Origin of the sequence: Psychrobacter piscatorii (genome assembly GCF_001444505.1) — a bacterium.
GTDB classification, from domain to species: domain Bacteria; phylum Pseudomonadota; class Gammaproteobacteria; order Pseudomonadales; family Moraxellaceae; genus Psychrobacter; species Psychrobacter piscatorii_B.
In genome coordinates this window covers 17,199-41,949 of the sequence record NZ_LNDJ01000058.1, presented here as the reverse complement: position 1 = coordinate 41,949, position 24,751 = coordinate 17,199, and the positions used below count along the sequence as shown (strand labels likewise).

24 protein-coding genes are annotated in these 24,751 nt (G+C 45.8%); 15 read left to right on the top strand and 9 right to left on the bottom strand.

Translation table 11 applies throughout. The features are described from left to right. Positions 1–236 precede the first annotated feature (236 nt). The 4 genes from AS194_RS05365 to AS194_RS05350 all read left to right on the top strand — a co-directional run bounded on the left by AS194_RS05365 (position 237) and on the right by AS194_RS05350 (position 3,875). The gene (locus tag AS194_RS05365; RefSeq protein ID WP_058024441.1) at positions 237–512 is read left to right on the top strand and encodes a Trp family transcriptional regulator; all 276 of its coding nucleotides are present in this window, start codon (positions 237–239) and stop codon (positions 510–512) included. Between the two features lie 87 nt (positions 513–599). Continuing rightward, a complete protein-coding gene (locus AS194_RS05360) occupies positions 600–2,018 on the top strand; it encodes an anthranilate synthase component I family protein (protein ID WP_058024440.1) in 1,419 nt (472 codons plus the stop codon). Positions 2,019–2,051: 33 nt separating this feature from the next. Further along, positions 2,052–2,699 (top strand): anthranilate synthase component II, encoded by a 648-nt coding sequence (locus AS194_RS05355; protein ID WP_058024439.1) that lies wholly within the window; start codon positions 2,052–2,054, stop codon positions 2,697–2,699. Between the two features lie 222 nt (positions 2,700–2,921). Continuing rightward, positions 2,922–3,875, top strand: a complete 954-nt coding sequence (locus AS194_RS05350; RefSeq protein WP_058024438.1) for a DMT family transporter — start codon at positions 2,922–2,924, stop codon at positions 3,873–3,875. Positions 3,876–4,008: 133 nt separating this feature from the next. On the opposite strand, the gene AS194_RS05345 is transcribed toward AS194_RS05350, so the two are convergent. The 5 genes from AS194_RS05345 to AS194_RS05325 all read right to left on the bottom strand — a co-directional run bounded on the left by AS194_RS05345 (position 4,009) and on the right by AS194_RS05325 (position 8,322). Next, the gene (locus tag AS194_RS05345) at positions 4,009–4,521 is read right to left on the bottom strand and encodes a hypothetical protein (protein WP_152978606.1); all 513 of its coding nucleotides are present in this window, start codon (positions 4,519–4,521) and stop codon (positions 4,009–4,011) included. A 312-nt stretch (positions 4,522–4,833) separates the two neighbouring features. Beyond that, positions 4,834–5,577: an amino acid ABC transporter ATP-binding protein gene (locus AS194_RS05340; RefSeq protein WP_058024436.1), complete on the bottom strand. Its 744-nt coding sequence runs from the start codon at positions 5,575–5,577 to the stop codon at positions 4,834–4,836. 76 nt (positions 5,578–5,653) lie between these two features. Next, the gene (locus tag AS194_RS05335) at positions 5,654–6,337 is read right to left on the bottom strand and encodes an amino acid ABC transporter permease (RefSeq protein ID WP_200960325.1); all 684 of its coding nucleotides are present in this window, start codon (positions 6,335–6,337) and stop codon (positions 5,654–5,656) included. 53 nt (positions 6,338–6,390) lie between these two features. Then, positions 6,391–7,227: an amino acid ABC transporter substrate-binding protein gene (locus AS194_RS05330; RefSeq protein WP_058024434.1), complete on the bottom strand. Its 837-nt coding sequence runs from the start codon at positions 7,225–7,227 to the stop codon at positions 6,391–6,393. Between the two features lie 342 nt (positions 7,228–7,569). Further along, entirely contained in the window at positions 7,570–8,322 is a 753-nt protein-coding gene (locus AS194_RS05325) for a UTRA domain-containing protein (protein ID WP_058024433.1), read from the bottom strand. A gap of 292 nt (positions 8,323–8,614) precedes the next feature. Here AS194_RS05325 and hutU point away from each other — a divergent pair, with 292 nt between their 5' ends. The 5 genes from hutU to hutI all read left to right on the top strand — a co-directional run bounded on the left by hutU (position 8,615) and on the right by hutI (position 15,904). Further along, the gene (hutU, locus tag AS194_RS05320; RefSeq protein WP_058024432.1) at positions 8,615–10,327 is read left to right on the top strand and encodes a urocanate hydratase; all 1,713 of its coding nucleotides are present in this window, start codon (positions 8,615–8,617) and stop codon (positions 10,325–10,327) included. A 71-nt stretch (positions 10,328–10,398) separates the two neighbouring features. Then, entirely contained in the window at positions 10,399–11,763 is a 1,365-nt protein-coding gene (locus AS194_RS05315; RefSeq protein ID WP_083499605.1) for a YjiH family protein, read from the top strand. Positions 11,764–11,884: 121 nt separating this feature from the next. Beyond that, positions 11,885–13,447, top strand: a complete 1,563-nt coding sequence (hutH, locus tag AS194_RS05310; protein WP_058024431.1) for a histidine ammonia-lyase — start codon at positions 11,885–11,887, stop codon at positions 13,445–13,447. A gap of 42 nt (positions 13,448–13,489) precedes the next feature. Then, entirely contained in the window at positions 13,490–14,521 is a 1,032-nt protein-coding gene (hutG, locus tag AS194_RS05305; RefSeq protein WP_058024443.1) for a formimidoylglutamase, read from the top strand. Between the two features lie 57 nt (positions 14,522–14,578). Further along, the gene (hutI, locus tag AS194_RS05300; protein ID WP_058024430.1) at positions 14,579–15,904 is read left to right on the top strand and encodes an imidazolonepropionase; all 1,326 of its coding nucleotides are present in this window, start codon (positions 14,579–14,581) and stop codon (positions 15,902–15,904) included. Between the two features lie 114 nt (positions 15,905–16,018). Here the strand turns inward: hutI and gdhA are convergent, their stop codons facing one another. Next, on the bottom strand, positions 16,019–17,365 hold the full coding sequence (gene gdhA / locus AS194_RS05295) for an NADP-specific glutamate dehydrogenase (RefSeq protein WP_058024429.1): 1,347 nt from the start codon (positions 17,363–17,365) through the stop codon (positions 16,019–16,021). A 624-nt stretch (positions 17,366–17,989) separates the two neighbouring features. Between gdhA and AS194_RS05290 the strand changes: the two genes are divergently transcribed. The 6 genes from AS194_RS05290 to AS194_RS05265 all read left to right on the top strand — a co-directional run bounded on the left by AS194_RS05290 (position 17,990) and on the right by AS194_RS05265 (position 22,138). Then, a complete protein-coding gene (locus AS194_RS05290) occupies positions 17,990–18,352 on the top strand; it encodes a roadblock/LC7 domain-containing protein (RefSeq protein ID WP_010201036.1) in 363 nt (120 codons plus the stop codon). Between the two features lie 83 nt (positions 18,353–18,435). After that, positions 18,436–18,930 (top strand): PAS domain-containing protein, encoded by a 495-nt coding sequence (locus AS194_RS05285; RefSeq protein WP_058024428.1) that lies wholly within the window; start codon positions 18,436–18,438, stop codon positions 18,928–18,930. A gap of 3 nt (positions 18,931–18,933) precedes the next feature. Further along, positions 18,934–19,683, top strand: a complete 750-nt coding sequence (locus AS194_RS05280) for a PhnD/SsuA/transferrin family substrate-binding protein (RefSeq protein WP_058024427.1) — start codon at positions 18,934–18,936, stop codon at positions 19,681–19,683. A 99-nt stretch (positions 19,684–19,782) separates the two neighbouring features. Then, positions 19,783–20,412 (top strand): hypothetical protein, encoded by a 630-nt coding sequence (locus AS194_RS05275; protein ID WP_058024426.1) that lies wholly within the window; start codon positions 19,783–19,785, stop codon positions 20,410–20,412. A gap of 66 nt (positions 20,413–20,478) precedes the next feature. Beyond that, a complete protein-coding gene (locus tag AS194_RS05270) occupies positions 20,479–21,093 on the top strand; it encodes a hypothetical protein (protein ID WP_058024425.1) in 615 nt (204 codons plus the stop codon). Positions 21,094–21,469: 376 nt separating this feature from the next. After that, positions 21,470–22,138: a class I SAM-dependent methyltransferase gene (locus AS194_RS05265; protein WP_058024424.1), complete on the top strand. Its 669-nt coding sequence runs from the start codon at positions 21,470–21,472 to the stop codon at positions 22,136–22,138. 15 nt (positions 22,139–22,153) lie between these two features. Here the strand turns inward: AS194_RS05265 and AS194_RS05260 are convergent, their stop codons facing one another. The 3 genes from AS194_RS05260 to AS194_RS05250 are packed head-to-tail and all read right to left on the bottom strand — an operon-like array spanning position 22,154 to position 24,739. Next, positions 22,154–22,714: a GNAT family N-acetyltransferase gene (locus AS194_RS05260; protein ID WP_264753432.1), complete on the bottom strand. Its 561-nt coding sequence runs from the start codon at positions 22,712–22,714 to the stop codon at positions 22,154–22,156. A gap of 25 nt (positions 22,715–22,739) precedes the next feature. Next, the gene (locus tag AS194_RS05255) at positions 22,740–23,450 is read right to left on the bottom strand and encodes a nucleotidyltransferase family protein (RefSeq protein WP_058024422.1); all 711 of its coding nucleotides are present in this window, start codon (positions 23,448–23,450) and stop codon (positions 22,740–22,742) included. Then, the gene (locus AS194_RS05250; RefSeq protein WP_058024421.1) at positions 23,447–24,739 is read right to left on the bottom strand and encodes an XdhC family protein; all 1,293 of its coding nucleotides are present in this window, start codon (positions 24,737–24,739) and stop codon (positions 23,447–23,449) included. The genes AS194_RS05255 and AS194_RS05250 overlap by 4 nt, the downstream gene beginning before the upstream one ends. Positions 24,740–24,751 lie beyond the last annotated feature (12 nt).

Sequence of the window (24,751 nt, the reverse complement as noted above, 5' to 3'; positions counted from 1 at the left end):
ATCACTTTCGAAGTTGAGAGTGGGGTTATAAACATGCTATCGAATATGATGCTAACCACGAGTTGAATCTATATAAACAAAGCTTAAAAATCATCGCTTCTATAGCAGCCTGTTATTAACTTAGCTCATCACTTGTATTTCTTGTACTACTGTACTAGAATGCTGATACAAGCCGAGAGCTTCATGGTTATCCTGACTGTTTTTGATTAAGACGACTGATTATAAGACGATAATTTATGAGTACTGACCCTTATCACAGCTTACTGAGTCATCTGGCAAACTGTACTGATAGCGCAGAGATTGAAAAGCTACTCAGTGCCCTGCTGACGGATAAAGAGCAGCACGACATTGCTAACCGCATTCGTATCTTTGACTTGCTTGATCGAGGTATCACGCAGCGTGACATCTCTGAGCAACTAGGCGTTGGTATCGCGACTGTCTCTCGCGGTGCTAGAGCCATGCACAGCCATGATGTGAGTGCATTACTTGCGACTCATAGAGAACGGTCTTAAACCACCGATCCCAATACCGTTTACCCTTTTCCTCATTACTTTATTAATTGTTGATTGACACATATTTGAACCATTTTGGAATTTATTATGACTGCTAGTACGCCCATACATACCCAACCTGCACCTATCGATATCCCGAGCAAACCACAACGTATCAAGCTCACGCAAGATATCGATTTTTTTGCATTATTCAAACGTATCGAGAGCGCTTTTGACACCTGTTATTTGCTCGAGTCATTGGGCGAAGACAGTCATATCTCACGCCATCACGCCATCGGCTTTGATCCTGTGACCACCATCGCTGCTATTGACCGTAATACGCTCGCTATCACGGACAATAAAACGGCTGAAACGACTCGTTATCAAACTGACAATCCTTATCAATTGCTCCGCGCCATCACGCCGCAGCACGTCATTGCCCGTGATCAAAGTGGCGGTCTCGTCGGTTATTTGGGCTATGATTGTGTGAATTTTTTTGAGCCAAGCCTGACAGCCAAAGCCAGTGAAGACTTTGAGCCGTTCAAATTCGGTGTCTATTTAGATGGATTGACGCTCGATAAAATGACGGGTGAGATTTTCTACTTTTATTATCCAACCGCTCAGCAGAATAATCGTATCGAGCAAATCAAAGCCCTACTTGATGAGCCAGTTCCCAGCTACGAAGCGCCCACCGTTGAATTTTTGGGCGATGGTATGAGTCAAGAGGAGCATGCCAAGGTAGTGATGCAAGTCAAAGAAGACATCATCTCTGGTCGTATCTTTCAGTGTGAGGTTGGGTTTAAGTCCAAATATCGTATTGCTGGCGACAAAATGCCCATCTACGAAAAATTGCGTACCGTGAACCCCTCGCCGCACATGTATTTTATGAAATTTGCTCAGCAGTGCATCATTGGTGCTTCCCCTGAGCTACTGTTTCGTTTGCGTCAAGGCGAGATGGAAACTTACCCACTCGCAGGTACTGCCAAGCGTGGCGTCGATGTGGCAGAAGACCGCAAACTTGCTCGCGCCCTACTCAACGATGATAAAGAAATTGCCGAGCACAATATGTTAGTCGACTTGCATCGTAATGATATTGGCCGAGTGGCGCGATTTGGCACGGTAAAAGTGCGTAGTTTGATGGACATCAAGCGCTTCTCGCACGTACAGCATATCTCCTCTGAGATCGTCGGCATCCTGCACCCTGACGAAGATATGTTCAGTGCCCTTGCCAGCAACTTTCCCGCGGGTACGTTATCAGGCGCTCCTAAGGTAGAAGCTATTAAGGTGATTAACGAGCTGGAGCCCGATGGGCGCGGTGCTTATGGCGGCGCGCTGGGTTCATTTAATTTTAATGGCGATTGCATCTTTGCCATTCCAATTCGTAGCCTGTTTATCAGCGGCGAGTCAGCCTACGCGCAAACGTGCGGCGGCAATGTCTATGACTCAAACCCAGCCGATGAGTATCTAGAGATTCAGCGTAAGCTGTCGGCGATGAAAGTCGTATTAGACAGCTTTATGCAACCATAATTACCCCTATTTTTATCAAAGAGTTTATGACCCATGAATGTTTTAATTATCGATAACTACGACTCGTTTACCTTCAATCTGTACCAATATGTGGGCGAGATTCTGCAAACCTTGAGCGATGATAAAGAAACCAGCGTCACCGTGAAGCGCAATAATGAGATTACCCTCGCAGAGGTAGAAGCGATGAATCTGGATAGAATCATCATTTCACCTGGCCCTGGCTCCCCTGATGATCCCGCTTACTTTGGTATATGTAGCGAGGTCATCGAGAAACTGGGCAAAACTGTGCCGCTACTGGGCGTATGCCTCGGTATGCAAGGTATCGCGCATGTGTTCGGTGGCGATGTGGTACGTGCCAGTGTGCCGATGCATGGCAAGGTCTCATCGATTCGCCATGATGCTAAGGGTATCTATCAGGGTTTGCCGCAAGAGCTTGAAATCATGCGCTATCATTCACTGGTGGTCAAAGCCGATACGATCCCAAGCTGCCTAACGATTACCTCAGTAGTTGCCAATGAGAGCCGTGCTGATCTGAGCTTTGATGAGTCAGCGCTGACAGGTGATGAGATTATGGGACTAAAGCACAAAGACTATCCGATACAAGGCGTACAATTTCACCCTGAATCTTTTGCCACTGAAGGTGCTAAGCGACTGCTGAGTAATTTTTTATTGCAGGTGTAAATGCTACTATCCAGCCACGTCTTCCATTTTAAATAATAGTCGATTGAATTTAGACCACGCCCTAGTAGCAGTTTATAATCTTTTAATGATAGACTAAAAGAACAAACAAAAGACAGCCCTTGAACCGGTTGTCTTTTCTTATTGCAATACGGCTTGGTGCCCTCAAATCACAGGCGCTTTGGCAATAACCCAATGTCATTTAGATCGTAAGAAGAAACCACTATGGCAAATATCGACAGTACAGCGGCGATACACTCGCATCAGTCATGGATAGGCATTGTCCAAATCATCACCGCAGCGACCTGCTGGGGGACACTTGGGATATTCTCAACCTACCTCAATCAAATGGGCTTTAGTGGTTGGCAAGTCACAATATTACGCATCGTGACGGCGGCAGTGATTGTGCTGGCCATGTTACCGACCCTATGGCCACAGCTGATGAAGCTGAGCGCCAGACAGTGGTTTGGCTTGGCGATGCAGTCGATAGTTGGTGTACTGGGGATGTCCGTCTGCTATTTTTTTGCTGTCAGTTATGTTGGCGCGGGCCCTGCGGTGGCTTTGCTTTATACCGCACCCGTGTTTAGCCTGTTATTCTCAAAGTTTTTGCTCAGTGAGTCCATCACGCGCAAATCTATCGCGCTGGCATTCATGGCAGTGTTTGGGGTTGGGCTGACGATGCTGGGTGAGCAAGCAGAGGTCAATTGGGGTATTTTGCTCGGCTTAGCATCAGGGATGTGCTACTCCTTATACGGCGTGCTCGGTAAGCGCGCGATGCATGACGCGCACCCTGCCCCGTTGGTATTTTTTACCTCCGTGGTGATTAGCGCATGCGGGCTGCTACTACTGCCTGAGACGTATCAGACGTACACGCAGCTACTTACCCTGCCATTATCGACTTGGGGTTATGTGCTTGGGCTGTCGCTCTTGGGTACGGTTGTGCCCTTTGGCCTGTATATGAAAGCGCTGGAGAAATTGCCTGCCTCTCGTGCATCTGTGTTTACGATTTTTGAGCCGTTGACGGCGATTGCGCTGGCAATGATACTGCTACATCAAGCTTTGTCTTGGATTCAATATCTGGGCGTGACGCTGATTTTACTGGCGGCGTTGTTAAATGCAGTGGTTAATGGCACGACCACGCGCGTTCCTCGTTGGCTTAAAAGACGGCAAACGGTCTAGCCTTGTTATTTAGTTGTCTGGCAGGGCGCGATAACCAAATTTGGATTAAAAAAACGACGCAATAGATAGGCTTGATTAATGGTATAAACTTCAAGTTAAATTAAAATGATCATTTATAATCTATGAATTAGAACTATTTATCATGCAACGCTCTTCCATCTGGCAATCCAAATAAAACTAAGATCTTATCCAAGTTGCACTTATCTGAAGGTGTGGTTTTTAAGCCTTTTAGAATATAGCCGTTAGGATTATCTTTAGAAGTTAGAGTCCCTCCAGCGCTTATAGTATCGCCTACTTGGTAAATGACATTAAAATATTTTAAAGTCTGATTCTTTTTATCCCAGCTCGAAACCCCGTATGGTAGCAGCGGTACGGCTTTGTGTGGGCCATACTGGAAATAAATACATTCATTTTCGTATTTAAGCTGTACATTTACACCTTGTAAAATTTCACTCTCATTGAGATCGGAAAAATTGAAAGGGTAAGTATAAAATAAACCCTGACCACTAGTAGAAGAGTAATGAACTAAAGGCATAGTACTTTGAGAATAGTCCTTTGCTACTTTCATGTCTTTCGAAGGAGAGGTTGTAACTTGACAAGCAGTCAACAAAACGCAAAAGAAAATTGATACGTTACGAATATTCAAACCAGCTCCTTTAAGCAATAGGTTAAGAGTTTTTTTAACTTTATTAAAACATCAATATAAATAAAAAAAAGTTTTAATATATTACTATTTTGTTAAGGTGGCTATGATGCTTAGAATAGATCAAGTATGAGTATATGTATTCTTGACCTTACCGACTTGGCTTTTAAAAAAGGTATTTTTCTCGCTTGCTGTATCTACGCTGACAGAGGCTGTGTAAAATTTATTCCAAACCGTTAAACTCAAATTATAGATATAAAAAAAGCCCTCAATGGGCTTCTTTCTAACTGAACATATTGTAACGATATCAACGGCTTACTGTTCAATACGCTGCAAAAACGCTTGCGTACGCGGATGCGTTGAGTCTTCAAATAACTGCTTAGCGCTGCCCTCTTCGACGACAACGCCGTCTTCGATCAAGACCACATGATCGGCAACGTCACGGGCAAAGTTGATTTCGTGAGTGACCACGACCATCGTCCAGCCTTCTGACGCCAACTGCTTCATCGTCTCAAGGACATCTTGTACCAGCTCTGGATCAAGTGCAGACGTTGGCTCATCAAACAATAACAATGAAGGCTCAATCGCGAGCGCACGAGCAATCCCAATACGCTGCTGCTGACCACCAGATAGCTGGAACGGGTACAGCTCAGCTTTGTCTGCCAGTCCGACTTTTTCAAGCAATACCAGCGCGTCTTTACGCATCTCAGCCTTGTTTTTACCTTGCACCACCGTAGGCCCAAGCATCAAGTTTTCAATGGCTGTCTTATGCGGGAACAAATTATAAGACTGAAACACCATGCCAGATTTACGCTGCAAAGCGAGCAGCGTTTTTTTGCTTGGCTTAGTCGCAAAGTCAACTTTTAAGCTGTCATCATCAAACGCAATGACACCTTTATCAGGAATCTCCAGTGCATTAAGACAACGTAGAAAAGTGGTTTTACCCGAGCCTGAAGGTCCTAATATGACGACCACTTTACCTTTATTAATGGTCAAGTCGATGCCTTTAAGTACCTGATTGCCACCAAAGGCTTTATGAATATTAGTGACTTTGATCATAAAAATTCCTATTGTACTGGTCTATATGTACGATGGTCTGTTGCTAAGCGCTCTTGTCAAGCAGCTCGGCTATGACTTACTTTGCCACGTAACGGTCTAATCTGGTTTCAAGCTTGCCTTGGATAAAGGTCAAGAATAAACAAATACCCCAATAAATAATCGCCGCTTCGGTATACACCAGCATGAATTCATAGTTACGGGCCGTAATGATCTGCGCTTGTTTAAACAGCTCAGTGACCAATACCAATGAAGCAAGTGAAGTATCTTTTACTAGACTGATAAAGGTATTAGACAATGGCGGCACTGACACGCGCAGTGCTTGCGGCAAAATCACATGACGGAAAGTCTGCAAATACGTCAAGCCAACGGTTGAACCCGCTTCCCACTGCCCTTTCGGAATCGACAAAATCGAGGCACGCACCGTCTCTGATGCATACGCACCGATATTGAGCGAGAATGCAATGATCGCTGAGGGGAGCGGATCGAGCTTGACGCCCACACTTGGTAAGCCATAAAAGATAATAAATAGCTGCACCAGCATCGGTGTACCACGAATCGCGGATACATAGATACGGGCCAAGCGATAAATAATCTCATGGAACCAACCAGTACGCGGTACGATTCGAATCAAAGCAACGGTCAAGGCAATGGCCATACCGATAGAAAACGATATCAGCGCCAGCGGTATCGAATAATAGATACCGCCTTTGAGCATTGGCCAAAACGACGAGATGACGATCTGCGCCCGATCAGGGCTCATAAATGGCAATAATGCCAATAAGTCAGCGAGCACAGATGTGATAGAAGCCAACATTACTTCTGCTGACTTACATCAGCACCAAAGAACTCTTCGCTAAGCTTGGTGAGTGTACCATCAGCGGCGAGTGCAGCCATTGCTTCATCCAATTTTGCCACCACTTCATCGTTGCCTTTGATAAGCACGAGACCTGAGCCTGTTTGTTCACTTGGTGGGGCTGTCAGTTTGATCTCAAGATCAGAATCTGGGAATTTTTTGAGATAATCAAGCACGGCTAGATTGTCATTCATTGTAAAGTCAGCGCGGTTTTGCTTGACCAATTGAATCGCTTGTGCCATACCATCAACAGGGACAATCTCTGCGCCGTATTTTTCTGCCAGCTCACCGTAGTTACTGCTGAGTGATTGAGCCGTACGTAAACCCTTTAAGTTATCCCAAGAGCTATAACGGTTGTCATCAGTCGGTGCCAATGCAACCGCGCCTGACCAGCTATAAGCCATAGATTTGTCATATTTGGCTTGACGCTCAGGCGTCGTTAAGCTGACTTGGTTGGCCACCATATCGAAGCGTTTTGAGTCCAAGCCTGCCAGCATAGCATCCCACTGAGTCTCTTTAAACTCAACATCAACGCCCAGTTTGTCCGCGACTGCGCGAGTCACTTCGACGTCATACCCTGTCAGCTTGCCGCTCTCATCATGATATGTGAACGGAGGATATGTACCCTCTGTACCGACGTTAATCGTGCCGCCGTTATTGATACGTTGCAGCAAATCAGAACCGCCTGTTGACGCAGTGTCAGTGGTAGTAGTGTCAGCTTCATTAGTATTAGACTGACCACAAGCGGCAAGTAACACAGTACTAGCAGCAAGGGCTAAAAAAGTACGACGTTTCATAAGACGTCCTTATAAAAGTAGATGAATGAGATAAAAGGGTTTACATGAAAACAGTTAGCGCTAATAAATAGGGAAAAACCGATACAAGAGGGCAATATAATAATCGCCCTGCAACATTCGGCTTTGGCTGCTCGATTTGAGGATGCTCAGCATATTTTTCAATGCGGCTTCCCTATTATTTTTGAACTTTTATAGCGTATGATTATTCAATAGGCAGCCGATCAGACGTTCATAGTTGCTACTGGAACAATCGCCGCTCATAAATATAATATCTTACTTTAGATAAAAAAGCGTACAAACTCCGTGAGCATACGTCAGGTAACGACTGTCATTAATGGACGACTACAGCTCACCGGAGAATTGATAGCGATCACCGGCATGCCACATCTTCACAAAAGTGACGACCTGACCGGCTGAATAAGTCTGGCGACGCAATACAAGCGTTGGTGACTGCGGCGCAATCTGCAACGCATCTGCCACCTCGTTTGGTGCCGCTAGCGCACGTATGGTGTAGCTGCCACTCTCTAGCGGTATTTTGGCAACCAAATAATCACTGGTATTAACCACAGTAAAGTTTTGCTCAATAAACTCAGGCACTTTTTTGGCATCGACCCAGCGCTCTTCGAATTGTATAGGCTGACCATCTGCAACGTGAATGATTTTTACCTCATATAAAACGGGCGTATCACTGCGGTTATCTAGCGTTGTATCGGGCGTATTGGTCGTCTCTTCAATACCAAACTTGCGGCGTAGCTCATCATCGAGCAGCGAGGCTGTGACCGCGCGCTTACTCACCACTTTTGCTTCATAATCGCGATTGGCAGATTTGAGATCCTCTGCGATATTACGCACTTCTACAAAGGTATGGTTGAATTGCTGCTGCGCGACAAAGGTTCCTGAGCCTTGACGCCGCTCCAATACACGCTCTTCGCTTAGCTCTTTGAGCGCGCGATTCACCGTCATCCGTGAGACACCAAACTCTGTCGCCAGTGCCATTTCTGTAGAGATCGCACTGCCCGCTTGCCATTTGCCAGAGTGAATATTGTCTAATATCGCATTTTTAATCCGCTGATACGCCGGAATCGTTTTTGTCATATTTGTTTTAAACCGTCAGTTCCGCTAATAAGAGTAGCGCCATAATATCACGACAATCATGCGAACTTTTATTCATATCACTCTATCAGTTATGCTCTTTTTTTCATTAATTCTAATTTTTATCAAAAATCCTTGCATGAAAAAAGTATCTTTGATAATTTGTATATACAACTTATAGCAAGTCTAAAAATCTTGATCTAGCTACTCTATATTTCGATGCCTTTATAGACTGCCTATAAAACATTTACTCTGATTATTTTATCGCCCTATGAGTTACCACAAGGATATGACCATGACTACTGAAAACGGAACCAACAATAAACTTACCCGCCGTGATGAGTCTCGCGATATCGCTGCGCCCACAGGCAGCACACTACATTGCAAAAGCTGGCTGACCGAAGCGCCGTATCGCATGCTGCAAAACAACCTACATCCTGATGTAGCAGAAAACCCAAAAAGTCTTGTGGTATATGGCGGTATCGGACGCGCTGCCCGCAATTGGGAAAGCTATGATCAAATCCTAGAGTCGCTCAAAGAATTAGAAGATGACGAAACCTTACTCGTACAATCAGGCAAGCCTGTGGGCGTGTTTCAAACTCATGAGAACGCACCGCGCGTACTGATTGCCAACTCTAACCTAGTACCACGCTGGGCGACATGGGAGCACTTCAATGAGCTCGATCGCAAAGACTTGTTTATGTATGGACAGATGACCGCAGGTAGCTGGATTTATATCGGCACCCAAGGTATTGTCCAAGGTACGTATGAGACTTTTGTTGAAGCGGGTCGTCAGCATTATGATGGTAGCTGGGCAGGTCGTTGGATTCTGACCGCGGGTCTTGGCGGTATGGGCGGCGCGCAGCCACTAGCCGCAACCTTTGCAGGCGCAACCTCATTGAACATCGAATGTCAGCAGTCTAGTATCGATTTCCGTTTGCGCACGGGTTATGTCGATAAGCAAGCGCGCGATCTCGACCATGCTTATGAGTTGATTGAGCAGCATACCAAAGCAGGCGAGGCGATCTCTATCGCACTATTGGGCAATGCCGCCGACATTTTACCTGAAATCGTTAAGCGCGCTCGTGAAGGAGACATCAAACCTGATTTGGTGACCGATCAAACCTCAGCGCATGACCTGATCAATGGTTATCTGCCAAGCGGCTGGACGGTCGAAGAATGGAAGGCCACTCAAGAAGATCCAGAGCAGCATGCAGCATTGACCAAAGCCGCTGCTGAGTCTTGTGCGGTACACGTCCAAGCGATTTTGGATTTGCAAGCGATGAATATCCCAGCGACCGATTACGGTAATAATATCCGTCAGGTGGCGTTCGATGAAGGGGTTGAGGATGCCTTTAATTTCCCAGGTTTTGTCCCTGCCTATATTCGTCCGCTGTTCTGCCAAGGCAAAGGCCCATTCCGCTGGGTAGCGCTATCAGGTGATCCAGAAGACATTTATAAGACTGATCAAAAAATCAAAGAGCTGTTCCCAGAAAACACCCACGTCCACCGCTGGCTCGATATGGCAAAAGAGCGTATTCAATTCCAAGGTTTGCCTGCACGTATCTGCTGGTTAGGTCTGGGCGAGCGTGACAAAGCAGGTTTGGCATTTAATGAAATGGTCAAAAACGGTGAGCTAAAAGGCCCAATCGTGATTGGGCGCGACCACTTGGATACAGGCTCTGTTGCCAGCCCCAACCGCGAAACCGAGAGCATGAAAGACGGCTCAGACGCGGTATCTGACTGGGCACTATTAAACGGCATGCTAAACGTGGCAGGCGGCGCGACGTGGGTATCACTACATCATGGCGGCGGTGTCGGCATGGGCTACTCGCAGCATTCAGGCATGGTCATTGTCGCAGACGGTACAGATGCCGCAGCCAAACGCTTGGCACGCGTATTGGTCAATGACTGCGGCTCAGGCGTTATGCGTCATGCCGATGCTGGTTATGAGTTGGCGATCAAAACCGCAAAAGACTATGGTTTAAAGCTACCGATGATCAAATAATTTGCCCTCTGTCCTTATGAGCTTGTAGCTAGGCATAAGGACATAATCGCCTATTTATCAAGGAGGATAATATGATTGAACAAGACACCACCTCTGATCTGCATGATGACCATGCAACGACATCGTCAAAAAAACTGCTATCAAAGCCTGTGGCACTGATACAGCTGATTGTCTTTAGTGCTATCGGTCTGGTGATGTTCTTTGTGCCGTTTACCATTGGTGAAAAAAGCACGATATTGTTCGATCATGGCGCGACCTACTTGGTGACGCAGCAGCATACTTTATCTGTCACGCTATTGTTTTTACTCATGCTCTACGGCGTGAGTAAACCATTTATAGACGGCTCGTGGCGTAAGAATATCACTCACATGATTATGACCACTTTTAAAGTGATCGGTCTAATATTGGCGGTGATGTATGTTGCTGGCGCTGCGCCTGCCTTCATGATGGAAGCCGATATGCTGCCGTTTTTATTTGAAAAACTGGCACTACCCGTCGGAATGATTGTACCCATTGGTGCGCTGATTTTAGCCTTTTTGGTGGGCTTTGGGCTGCTTGAGATGGTTGGTGTGCTGATGCAACCCATTATGAAACCCATTTGGAAAACGCCGGGATCATCAGCGATTGATGCCGTTGCTTCCTTTGTCGGTAGCTACTCTATCGGTCTGCTTATTACCAATCGTGTGTACCTGCAAAAACAATATTCAGCGCGTGAAGCCGTCATTATCGCCACTGGCTTTTCGACGGTATCGGCCGCATTTATGGTAATTGTTGCCAAAACGCTTGGTATCATGGAGTTTTGGAACCTCTTTTTTTGGTCAACGCTAGTGATTACTTTTATTGTCACTGCGATTACTGCTCGGATTCCGCCCATCAGTCTGTTTGATGATAAGGTGGAGCGTCCAACCCTCGATCACGCAAGAGGTAAACGACTAGCCGCAGCATTTGATTTGGGTTTGTCCACTTCCCGTCAAGCAACTGACCTCAAACAAATCTTATGGTCTAATTTTCGTGATGGTCTGACGATGGCAGCGGCTATTGTGCCTTCTATCATCGCTGTTGGTCTGACCGGATTACTATTAGCAAAATATACGCCCGTGTTCGATGCGTTAGGCTTGCTGCTTTATCCGTTCACATGGCTTGGCGGCCTACCAGACCCTCTAGTCGCTGCCAAAGGAATGTCAGCAGGATTGGCTGAGATGTTCTTGCCAGCACTACTACTGAGTGACGCAGATGTACTGACGCGCTATGTCGCAGGGGTCATCTCCATTAGTAGCGTGCTGTTTTTCTCCGCCATGATTCCTTGTGTCCTTGCAACCGAAATCCCAGTCTCTGTTGCTAAAATGGTCATTATTTGGTTTGAGCGCGTGGTTCTTAGTATTTTGCTAGCCGCAGCGTTTGGACAATTGGCGCTGTATATGAACTGGATTGGTTGATAAAAATGATATCAAATAAGATATATTAAATGATCTAAAAGCGCCCAAACAGCTTAACCTCACAACGATTTGCCTTAAAAATAATACCATTAACACCGCTTACAACCCTAGGATTACCCCCATGAATAATATCAAACAACTAACCCTACACCCGCGCCAGCTTAGCTTTAAGATGCTACGCGACATCTACGATCAGCCCGTGGTATTGAGCTTGCCTGAGAGTGCTTACGCGGATATTGACGCCTCGCATAACAATGTCAAAACCATTATTGAGCGTGATAAGAGCGCCTACGGCATTAATACCGGCTTTGGTCTGCTTGCCAAGACACGTATCAGTGATGATCAACTTGAGCTGCTACAGCGCAACCTGATCATTTCTCACTCGGTAGGTACGGGTGACGCGCTACCAGAGGGCGTGGTGCGCCTGATTATGGTGATGAAAGTCGCCAGCCTAGCACAAGGTGTGTCTGGCGTACGTCGCGAGGTGGTTGATAGCTTGCTTGGTTTAATCAACAATCAAATCACCCCAAATATCCCAGCCAAAGGCTCAGTTGGTGCCTCTGGTGACTTAGCGCCACTATCACATATGACACTTGCGATGATGGGCGAAGGTGATGTGTTTGTCGCTGGTAAAAAAGTGTCAGCTGCTGATGCCCTAGCAAAGCATGGACTTGAGCCAATCACATTGGCAGCCAAAGAAGGCCTTGCGCTTATCAACGGTACGCAAGTCTCAACTGCGCTAGCATTACGTGGTTATTTCTTAGCGCGTGATTTACTTGAGACAGCTACTATCGTCGGCTCACTGTCAATTGATGCCGCCAAAGGCTCAGATTCACCATTTGATGCGCGTATTCACGAAGTACGCGGTCATCATGGTCAAATAGAGATCGCCAAAGCACACCGTCAATTGATCAAAGGCAGTGCTATCCGTGCTTCGCACGATGGCGAACAAGATGATCGCGTTCAAGACCCTTATTGCTTACGCTGTCAGCCACAGGTCATGGGTGCCTGTCTTGATATCATCAACCAAGCAGGGAAAACGCTGCTAATCGAATCTAATGCGGTAACAGACAATCCGCTTATCTTTAATAATGAAGATGGTCCGGTCGCCATATCAGGTGGTAACTTCCATGCTGAGCCAGTCGCTTTTGCCGCGGATATTTTAGCATTGGCAATCGCTGAGATTGGCTCGATGTCTGAGCGCCGTGTCGCTTTGCTGATCGATGCAACTTTGTCAGGTGGTCTGCCACCATTCCTAGTCGATAACGCTGGGGTAAACTCAGGCTTTATGATTGCTCATGTAACCGCAGCAGCACTGGCTTCAGAAAACAAATCTATCGCCCATCCTGGTAGCGTCGATAGCATCCCGACTTCTGCCAACCAAGAAGATCATGTCTCAATGGCTACCTATTGCGCACGCCGCCTATATGAGATGGCGCAAAACACTGCGACTATCATAGGTATTGAGCTACTGGCTGCTGGTCAAGGTATTGATTTTCATCGCGGACTCGAGACATCAGAGCCGTTGACTGTGGCACATCAAAAACTACGTGAGAAAGTGACGTTCTATGATAAAGATCGCTACCTCGCCCCTGATATCGAAGCGGCCAAGCAGTTAGTATTAGACGGTACACTTGCTCAGCACTGGCAAGAACTACGTAGCGACTGGTACGAGTCTAAGTAACGGTTAATTGTTAAAAGGAGAGCAATGATGGCAGTCACAAACATGACCACACCCATTAGCCATATACCTGCTGATATGCCCCAATGGACAGGACGCACAGAGCCGTTTGAGACTGCACGCGCCCGTTATTGGTATCAGCTTGCTCAGCCTTATGAGGCTCAACATATTGGGCTAATTGGCTTTGCCTGTGATCAAGGCGTCAGACGCAATCAAGGCCGCGTGGGTGCTAGAGCTGCACCGCCATTGATTCGTCGAGCTTTTGCTACGCTGCCAGTCATCGCTGATTTGCAACAACGTTTTGATAGCCAATTATCAACCTTATTGGGTGATGCTGGCGACATTCATTGTGATGATAATGATGGCTTTGCCGACAGTATTCTTGAGCAAGCTCAAATCAAATATGCCGATGCAGTGAGCACTATCGTCAAGCAAGGTGGATTACCCATCGGGCTTGGCGGTGGTCATGCCATTGCTTATGGTAGCTTTTTGGGATTATGGCAGGCCTTAGAAAAGGCAAACGATACAACTATCAGCACAAACACAGCGCCTACTATCGGGATTATTAATTTCGATGCCCATCTTGATATTCGTCAGTCTGATGTGGCGACTTCTGGTACACCGTTTCGCCAGATTGCCGAGCATCTTGACGCACACGATCAGCCCTTTCATTATTGCTGTATTGGCGTCAGTCGCTTTTCTAATACGGCAGCGCTCTTTGATCGCGCTGAGCAACTGGGTGTACAGGTTATTAGTGATGAAGACTGTCATTATCAACCTTGGGACACCATTGCCGAGCAGGTCAAAAGCTTCATAGATCAGGTTGATATTATTTATCTCACTATTGATATGGACTGTCTCCCCTCTAGTGTCGTTCCGGGTGTCAGTGCGCCTGCTGCTTTTGGTATTGAGCTTGGTTTTGTTGAGCGTATGGTCAAGCTGATTGTGTCATCAGGCAAAGTAAAAATGGCAGATATTGCTGAAATCAACCCGACCTTTGATGTGGATAGTCGTAGCTGCAAAGTCGCTGCTCGACTGCTGGCAACGATTGTAGAACAGCACTTACTTGTCAGCTAGCTCTTACAAAAAAAGGTCTTAACAGGTTACTCGCCTCCCAATTATTAGGAGCATACTATGAATGAATCAGAAAATTTTAAAGAGCAGACGCTCGACAAATCTACTATGACATCGTTTGATCAACTCATTATCAATGCCAATATTGCGACGTTTTCAGCGCACTATGGTTTTAATAATAATAAGAATGAAGACGCTCGTAGTATCCCATATGGTCAGTTAGAGAACGCGGCTATCGGTATTAAAGACGGCAAGATTGCATGGATTGGGGCACAAGAGCAAATCACGACGCATCTGCCACATTATAAAGACAAGCAGGTTACAGACGCCGATGGCAAATGGCTAACGCCTGGGCTTATCGATTGTCATACGCACATTGTCTACGGTGGCAACCGCAGCAATGAATTCGAAGCGCGTTTGCAAGGGGCCAGTTACCAAGACATCGCAGCACAAGGCGGCGGTATTGTCGCGACCGTTAGTGCCACCCGCGCCGCCAGTATTGAATCGCTATTTTCCCAAAGTGAAAAACGTCTAGTCGCGCTAATGAAAGAAGGCGTCACCAGCATCGAAATCAAGTCAGGTTATGGTCTCGACTTAGACACTGAGCGCAAAATGCTCACCGTCGCGCGCCAGCTTGGCGAAAAATACGACATCCACGTCAGCACCACGTATCTTGCAGCACATGCGCTACCACCTGAATATAAGTCTCACTTGCAAGACCGTACCGACGACTATATCGAGCAAGTCTGTGAGTGGCTACCAATCCTGCATGCAGAAGGCTTAGTCGATGCGGTGGATGGTTTTTGTGAAAACATTGCGTTTAGTAGCGATCAGATTAGACGCGTTTTTGAGGTTGCACGCTCCTTGGATCTACCAGTCAAACTACACGCTGAGCAATTATCTGATATTGGTGGTAGCGCTTTAGTTGCCGAATACAAAGGGCTATCTAGCGACCATTTAGAACATTTATCAGAAACTGACATAGAGAAAATGGCTGCTAGCAACACGGTTGCCGTGATATTGCCGGGTGCATTTTATACCTTACGTGATACCAAGCTGCCACCGATTGAGGCACTGCGCAAGCATCGCGTCCCGATGGCGATTTCAACCGATTGTAACCCTGGTACCTCACCTTTAACATCGCTGTTGTTGGCAATGAATATGGGCTGTACGCTGTTTTACCTTACTCCTGAAGAAGTATTGGCAGGATCAACCGTTTATGCAGCCAAGGCTTTGGGTCTATCTAATAAAGGCAAAATAGAAGTGGGCTGTGATGCTGATTTAGCACTATGGGATATCGCTCGTCCTGCTGACTTGGCCTATCAGATGGGACTGAACCCTATTGCAGGCACTATGTTTCAAGGTCAATGGCGCGACACAATATAATCAATCTACCTTTGTTTATCTCAATTAAAAAGCCCCAACCATTCAATGATTGGGGCTTTGCTATTTGTCCATATTAACCAACCACTAAGGCTTGTTTACCACTTATAAGTAAGACTAGTTCAAAATACCAAAAGCGACCAACGCATCAGCCACACGTTTGAAGCCAACCATATTGGCACCAGCCATATAATCGACATAACCATTGTCAGTTTGACCATATTGTTCTGAAGCATTCGCAGCACTGTCGTGGATATCTTTCATAATACCTTTTAGACGCTCATCGACTTGCTCAAAGGTTTGATATTGACGGACAGAGTTTTGCGACATTTCAAGCGCAGATACTGCTACCCCGCCCGCATTAGCAGCTTTACCAGGTGCATAATGAACACGGTGCAAACGGATATAATCAATTGCTTCCGCAGTGAGTGGCATATTAGCGCCTTCCACCACATACTTCACGCCATTTTCGACCAACAATTTGGCATCAGCTTCATTGACTTCATTTTGAGTAGCGCATGGAATCGCAATATCAGCTTCAAACTGCCACGGTTTCTGTTTGGCAAGCCACTCGCCACCATAAACATCAACATACTCTGCTAAAGGCTTGTTTTGCTGCTTTTGTTTTTTGAGCCAATCAATTTTTTCTTGATTGAGACCATTTTCATCATGCAACGTCCCTTGTGAATCAGAGACAGTTATTGCCATACCACCTAGCGTATTCACTTTTTCGGCAGCATGTAATGAGACATTACCTGCTCCTGATATCAGCACCTTTTTGCCTTGAAGCTTATCGTTCTGAGCGATGAGCATATTTTCTAAGAAGTAGACTGCACCGTAGCCAGTCGCCTCTGTACGCATCAAGCTGCCACCAAAGCCCACGCCTTTGCCAGTGATAACCCCTGTTGATTCACGCGTTAAATTCTTATACATCGCAAACATATAGCTAACTTCTCGACCACCGACGCCGATGTCACCAGCAGGCACATCCATGTCTTTGCTCACGTAATGATGTAGCTCACGCATAAAGGCATAGCAAAAACGACGTATCTCACTGTCTGTTTTACCTTTAGGATCAAAATCTGACCCACCTTTACCGCCACCAATAGGCAAGCCAGTTAAGGCATTCTTAAAGATTTGCTCAAAGCCTAAGAACTTCAATACGGATTGATTGACGGTAGGATGGAATCTAAGACCGCCTTTGTAAGGGCCTAGAGCATTGCAAAACTGCACACGCCAACCACGATTGACTTGTACCACGCCTTGATCATCTTCCCAATTGATACGAAAGCCAAATACCCGATCAGGCTCTACCAAACGCTCGAATACCTTTAACGTACTATATTCAGGATGCGCATCGTATAAAGGTTGAATCGTAATTGCCACCTCTTTTACTGCTTGAATGAATTCGGGCTGATGGGCATAACGTGCTTCGACTTTTTGGATGGCTTCACTGATGCTCATGTATTTCTTCCTTAGGATAAAACTGGTGATAGTAATTATTTACATCGACGCTACAACATATTGAGTAAACGAAAGGACTATAAACGTTGATGTAAAACTGAAATCGCCCCTATACAAGATTATGTATAGAGACTGATAGGATCAAAAAAGCTGACTCAATTTGTATTTTTATAACGCATTTAGAAGTGTCAACATTTATCCCCTCATGACTGTATATCATTTTTGAGACTTATAAGTCTAGTAAATATCTTCATCATAAGAATCTATAAGCGATTTTTATTAGCTAAATTCCAGCGGCTCCGTTTGATAGCAATGGTGGACATTAATCTATAGTTACAAAGAATATCTCTATTGAAAAAAAATACCAAGGATTTTGCTAGGTATTCAACCGCTCATCGATTAGACATAATAAAAAACCACCATTTTCCTCGAAAAAATAAAGATAAAGGGTAATGATTTGATGACAAAAGGCAAAAAAGTCCAAAAAAATTTACTTTTAATTGGGCAAATATATATCAATATTATCAGTAAGGATTTATAATACCATTTTTTAAACAGGGTTATTTTTGACTAACTTCATTAGTTCATAAATAAAAAACCAATCACCAGTACAGAGAAAGCGATATGCGTACAGATTCATTTCAACAGATATTGGAAGACTTAAACAGCTCATCAGCAGATGTTGAAGCATCTGCCCTAATCTCTAACGATGGTCTGATGATTGCCTCAGCTCTACCAACTGGCGTTGATGAAGACCGCGTGGGTGCGATGTCAGCAGCACTGCTATCATTGGGCGACCGTGCAGGCCGTGAATTGGCACGCGGCAGTATTGATCGCATCATGATTCAAGGCGAAAAAGGCTATGTGATTATGACCTCATCAGGCGATGAAGCGGTCCTTACCATTATGGCAAAACCCAATGCCAAGCTTGGTTTGATATTCTTGGACATCAAGCGCGCCTCAGAAGCCCTAGCAAAACTCATTTGATTGGTGGCTTTGGCTTTTTGACGAGTGCCCTATGTACTCGATTTTACTCATTATAAATATAACGACCAACGAAGGAGATGACCATGGGTTCTCCAATCCCTGATGCACACAAGCCTGACCTGCCTGCTGAGCAAATCACCCTGACCTATCATGATGGCACCTCTCGGACTGTCTATGATACAGGTGTAGAGCGTCCCTACCCAGATGGTAAGCTCATTGTCTCGCGTACCGATTTAGACGGTATTATCACTCACGTCAACGACGCCTTTGTCGAGATTAGTGGCTATCACGTCGATGAGCTCATCGGTCAACAGCACTATATTCTGCGTCATCCTGATATGCCAAAAGCCGCTTACAAAGACCTGTGGGATACTGCTGAGTCTGGACAAAAATGGCATGGCTATGTCAAAAATTTATGCAAAGACGGCAGTCACTACTGGGTATATGCCACGGTCGTGCCCAATGTTCGCCGCGGCGAAACTGTAGGATACACTTCAGTACGCCGTAAGCCATCACGCAGCAAAATCGAAGCGGCAATGGCTCAGTACGCCCAAATGAAACAAGATGAGGAAGGCTAAATCATGACGACACACAATATGTTAATCGCCCCTGATTTTTCGCCTGAGCGCTTTGCTGGCTGGCACATGTTCAATACGCTGATTCAAAAGCGTGCCAACCTAAACATGCACCTCAATATCCCAGCCTCACATGCTGAGCAAGAGACCTTGATTGAGGCAGGTGATATTCAAATTATCTACGCCAACCCTTTTGATGCCGCTGCCCTCATCCGTGAGCAAGGCTACCGTGCAGTTGCTCGTCCCATTGGCAAATCTGATGAGATGGTCATTGCCGCGGCGGCCAATAGCGACATCAATCACTTAGAAGATATCCATAAAGGCGCAACCGTTGCGATGGCAGACAATCGAGACGTCAAGCTGATCGGTTTGCGTTTGCTCGAAGCTGTCGATATAGAAGAATCTGACCTCAACTGGGATATCACTGAGACCTATCAAGCAGCTGCTCGCAAAGTCATCAAAGGCGATGCCCAAGCGGCTTTCTTCTTGGCGGAGATTTTTCACAGCTTCTCACGCTTGACCAAAGCTCAGCTCTCAGTATTGATTGAAAGTGATCTGGCAGACATAAGCCACGTCCTTCTCATCAAAGACGACTTTCCAGATGCGCAAATTTTTATAGAAGCCATTCTGGATTTGCATAGCGATGATGATGGAAAAGAAGCCTTAACTGAGCTTGGTATGTCTGAAGGGTTTGAGGCAATGAGTGAAGAGGATGCTGAATTTATGATTGATTTGATGCAGACATTGCTGGATTGATGGCTCATTGACACTCATATTATCAGAGGTTGTTTTGCTGAATGAGCTCATAGCCTGAGGCGCTGGTTGTCGTCACGGCTATGACACAAGGAGACCATTATGTCTGACTCAGACCTGATCAAAGAAAACGAGAAAGTGGCGCACCGAGTCTTTCGGTTTTATTCACGCAAAGTGTTTTTGGCACCCAACAACCGTCATTTTCATGAGCAGCGCATCAACGCCGCCTTATTACTCACCGAAAAAGAACCCCTACAGGGCGCGGTAGCAGATTTTTTCTATGGGTGCTGGTTTGACATTCCATACGATGTCAATAATTTGTTTACGCGTATCAAAGACCGTTTGACCCCTGAGGCCAAGCAAGGGTTTCGCGAGTGTATTGACAAAAAAAGATACATTCAGCGTAACAGTATGCTCGCCACTCGCTGGAGCGTTTTGGTATCACCGTCGCTCAATGAGCAAAAACAACGACTGCGCATCAGTAGCGATGATGCCAAAGAAATCGCTAAAGACATCACCGCTGAGTTGATGCAAGCACGTGCTAGCCAAGACTGGGGCACCATTGAGCAAATTGAAAATGAGTTTTTTGCCTACTGTACGGCGCGCAACGATCGTCTGGCATTTTCCTTAGTATGGTTTAGCTTGGGCAAAAGTGATTGGCAATTTGATCAACGCTGGGATAACTGCCAACAGCATTTGGATCAGACCATCAAGCCTACCACGACATCATAAACTGTCATGCGTTTATAACTTAACTTCTATCACTTTTTACCACTTTTTCATCGCTAAGGTAGCCCTATGTCTTCTTATTTGAATGCCGATAAGACCTATCTAACCTTAACGCCTGCTGGTATTTTTGAGGCGTTTTCACAGAATGAGCCGACGGATGAGCAGTTGGCGCTACAAGATTTATTGTCTTATGGGCAGACACTACTCGCTGCCGATTGGTTGCAGCGTTATTCTGATGAGTGGTTACAAAGCTTTATCGAGCATGGCTGGATCGAAAAACTGTCTTTGCTATTGCCAGCGCCCAATCTACCATTGGATCAGTTTTTGCCTTATGTCGTGGCAAGCCTGTCTGGTAAGCGCCGAGCGGCGATTGGCTCTGATGAAGGGTTTTGTTTGGCTCGGATTGGTTATAGTCAAGAAGAAGCGGACATGCTCAGTGTTGCCGCCGCTGACTTTTCAGGGTTTATGCTGCGCCAAAAGCAGCGCGGCTGGGCAGTCGAGAGCCAAGCTATCTCGTTTTTTCAGCAAGTCGACTTGCTCATTCCTGAAACCAGCTTTGTGTTTTTATGGATCGATGGCGCAGGTTATGTGCTCATCATCGATGGCGAACCCTTGACCAACAGTCGCGCCTTTGTAGAGCTGGTCTGGGCACTTAAGACCTCTGGACTCAAATTTCTAAATTGATTCAGCAGCACACGCCAGCTTTAATCCTCTCTTGTATGGGCTTGTCAAAATAAACGACAAGCCTATCATGCCAGCATAAAAGCCATTCAACATCTCTCATACGCTTCTTTTACCGTCCGCTTTCACCAGCCCTTTTATCCAGCAATAACAATACCTTCAGAATTAACAATAACTTGTCATCATTTAGGTCATACTCTCCTCACACTTGTAAGACGCTTTTCTTGGCGCTGCCTAGTCTTTTCTAAAACAATAACTTCTACAAACGCTCATTTTCTACCATTTCTAAGATTTAGACACCCTATTCCAACGTCCTACCTCATCGACAGTGGCAATCTTTGCCAACCTTTGCACTTTTGCTTATTTTTTAGGACAGTTTATGACTTCGCTGACCACTGTGCGCGTGCGCTATCAAACGATTGAAATTGGCAACACCGACATTCACCTCTGCACCCTGCGTGACAACCAACAATTTAGTGACCCCGATGATGAGGCATTAAACTTGGGTATTTGCTCCGCTTCTTGGCCGATGTTTGGGGTAATCTGGCCGTCAAGCTTGGTATTAGCCAATCATATGCTGGAATATGATATTAAGGACAAACGGATATTGGAAGTGGGCTGCGGCATGGCGCTATCAAGTTTGCTGCTCAATCATAGACATGCTGACATCACAGCGACCGACTATCATCCGACCGTTGAGTATTTCCTTGATAGAAATACCACGCTAAATAATAACAAAGAGATTAACTTTGAGCGTTTGGATTGGGCAGAGGATAACAGCCACCTTGGCAAGTTTGATATTATTATCGGTAGCGATCTGCTCTACGAAGACCAACATATTGGGATATTGGCTGAGTTTATCGAACGTCATGCGCTGCCAACTTGTGAAGTCATCGTCGTTGACCCTGGTCGCGGTCGCAAAAACAAGCTTACCAATAAGATGATTGAGTTTGGCTTTAGCAGTCAGCACGTCAAACCTGAAAATACGACTTATCTAGCGTTACCTTTTAAAGGGCATATTTTGACGTTTTCAAGATCGGCCGTATAATATAAATAGAGTCCGTTATACTATAAGGGCTTGCCACTGCTGACGCGTGATTTTATACAGGACATGCTCAGCCAGTCGATGCTCAGCATCGAGCATTGGATGAGAGAAGTTGTCCTGCGTATCAGTCATACCAAGACGCTGCATAAGCTTTTGCGAGCGCTTATTGATAACGGCAGTAAAGGCAACAACCTCGCTAAGTTCTAAAACTTCAAAAGCATAGCGCAAAGCAGCCAGTGCGGCCTCGGTCGCATACCCTAGACCCCAATAATCCCTGTGCAAACGCCAAGCGATCTCGACAGCAGGGGCAAAGGGCATATCAGAATGAACGTTATTTAACCCAACCATACCGATAAAATCATCGCTTTTATCTGCGCCATCTTTACGAGCCACCGCCCAAAATCCCCAGCCATGTTCTTCAATTAATTTTTGACACTTATTGACAATGGTATTACTCAATGCAGGGGTTAATAGTTTAGGAAAATACGCCATCACTTCAGGATCAGCATTCATCTCGGCAAACAGCGCAAGATCACTTGCTTGCCACTGTCTTAGGTAGAGACGCTTGGTTTCTATCATGCTTGTCATGTCAGTCGCTTACTATTCATATTCGTTCAGAGTGCTGATCAAGCCAGCCTTTTTTTTGAGCAAACGCTAGCTGTGCTGGCGTATCGATATCATAACTGAGCTGCTTATTGATCACTGTATGTATTTGGCTTGGCGGTAATGCTCTGATTAAATGACGCAAGCCTTTATCACCTGTCAATTCAGTTTGCCATTGTCTGAGTAAACCTGTATCAATCACTAGCGGTAAGCCGACGATATTTTTTGGTTCTGTAGCGCTTAATTCATCTGAATACGTCCAGCTATGATAACTGCTGGCTACCACAGACTGATCACCAGCCAGCAAAGCCGTTAAATGCGACTCAGCTAATAGAACCTGATCAACTCCCATGATAAGCACGCGCTCGATTGACGAATTTCCAAGACTCGCAATGCTCTCAATACCCAAACGTAAACTGTCCGCCATACCAGTCTCAGGTTTTGGGTTTACTACCGCTTGAACCGCTGGATATTGCACAGCCAACTCTGTAACTACACTAGCAATTGCAGGATGCTTATCAGGAATCACAACGATGACGGCTTGCGGATTGGTGCTCACTGCCTGCCCAATCATATAAGTGATCAGTGACTCGCCATTCTTAACGAGCAGCTGCTTAGGTTGGCCAAGGCGCTGACTGAGGCCACTTGCCAACATGATGACCGCATGATTTTGCACCTGTCTGTTCTTGTCTTCTAAGACAATACTACTCATACGGTAATCGGCACAATATCAGCATCCGTATTACCAACGCTTGCTTCTAAATTCGAGACCCTACTGTGAGAGCCTTCTACTGATGCAGTTTGATCATGCATGACTGCATTTATCTGTGCCATGATACCCAGTGCGAGTGCCTCTGGACCATCTCCTCCTAGCTTATAGCCAATCGGATAATGCAGTTTTTGAACGCCAGTATCCAAGATAGCAGGATGATCCATGTTAGCGCTTATCTCATTGATTAAGCGTTCGGTACGATAGCGCGGCCCTAACTGTCCTAAGTATCTATAATTTTGCGCATGTGCTAGCAATATCGCCAAGCGAGCGCGGTCTTGGGTCAGACTATGTGACATAAGAGCGACCGCTGCGTTATTACTCAGCTTTAGCAGGGTATCACTATCCTCTAAAGATAATGACATTACTGCATCTGCCTGAGGAAACCGCATACGAGTCGCATATTGCGCGCGACTGTCTATGACCGTGACATGCCAATCTTGTAGCTTGGCCATGGTCACCAATGGCATCACATCATTACCTGCGCCACAAATTAATAAACGCACTTGTGGTTGCAGGCGTTGTACGAGCCACTCGGTGGTTGCCTCGTCCGTTTTCATGGTCACGTATTCAGTATTGCTCTCAGACAGCTTGTACTCTGCTAACTTTTCTACAATATCGGCAATTATATTCGAAGGGTTTATTATCTCTTGTTTTGGTAAATTTTCCGAATTGTGATATTCGTCTAGATTGATACGCAGGCCAACTTGCAACTCGGTATTCTGACAACCGTTGTTGCGAATCAAAGTAGCGACCATAACTGGCTGCTGATGACGTCGCACCTGACGAACTGACTCTAAAAATGGTGCGGCTGTTGCCAGACGCTCAAACAGCACATGCACACGTCCATTACAGCCAAGCCCAAAATTCAACTCATCAAAGTCCATGTCATCCAGGCCATCCAAGTCGTCTAGATCGTCTGTATCGCCAGCTTCTTTGTTGATCGCTACCTGCGCTTGACCATTATCAGCGTACTCAATGTCATCACCTGTCTGATAAACCTGAACATTGGCACCGTCACGCGTGAGCCAAAAGGCACGTTTGATGATGTGAGGCTCCAAGCAGCCACCGCTGATCATTCCGACCGAACGACCATCTTCACAGATGAGCATCATGGCACCAGCACGGCGATACGCTGAGCCTTCTGTATGAACGACAGTGGCCAATACAGCATCAACACCTTGCTGCTGAGCCTCGCTTGCTAGCTTCAGAATGTCAGCGACTTGATTCATAATGCCTCTTAT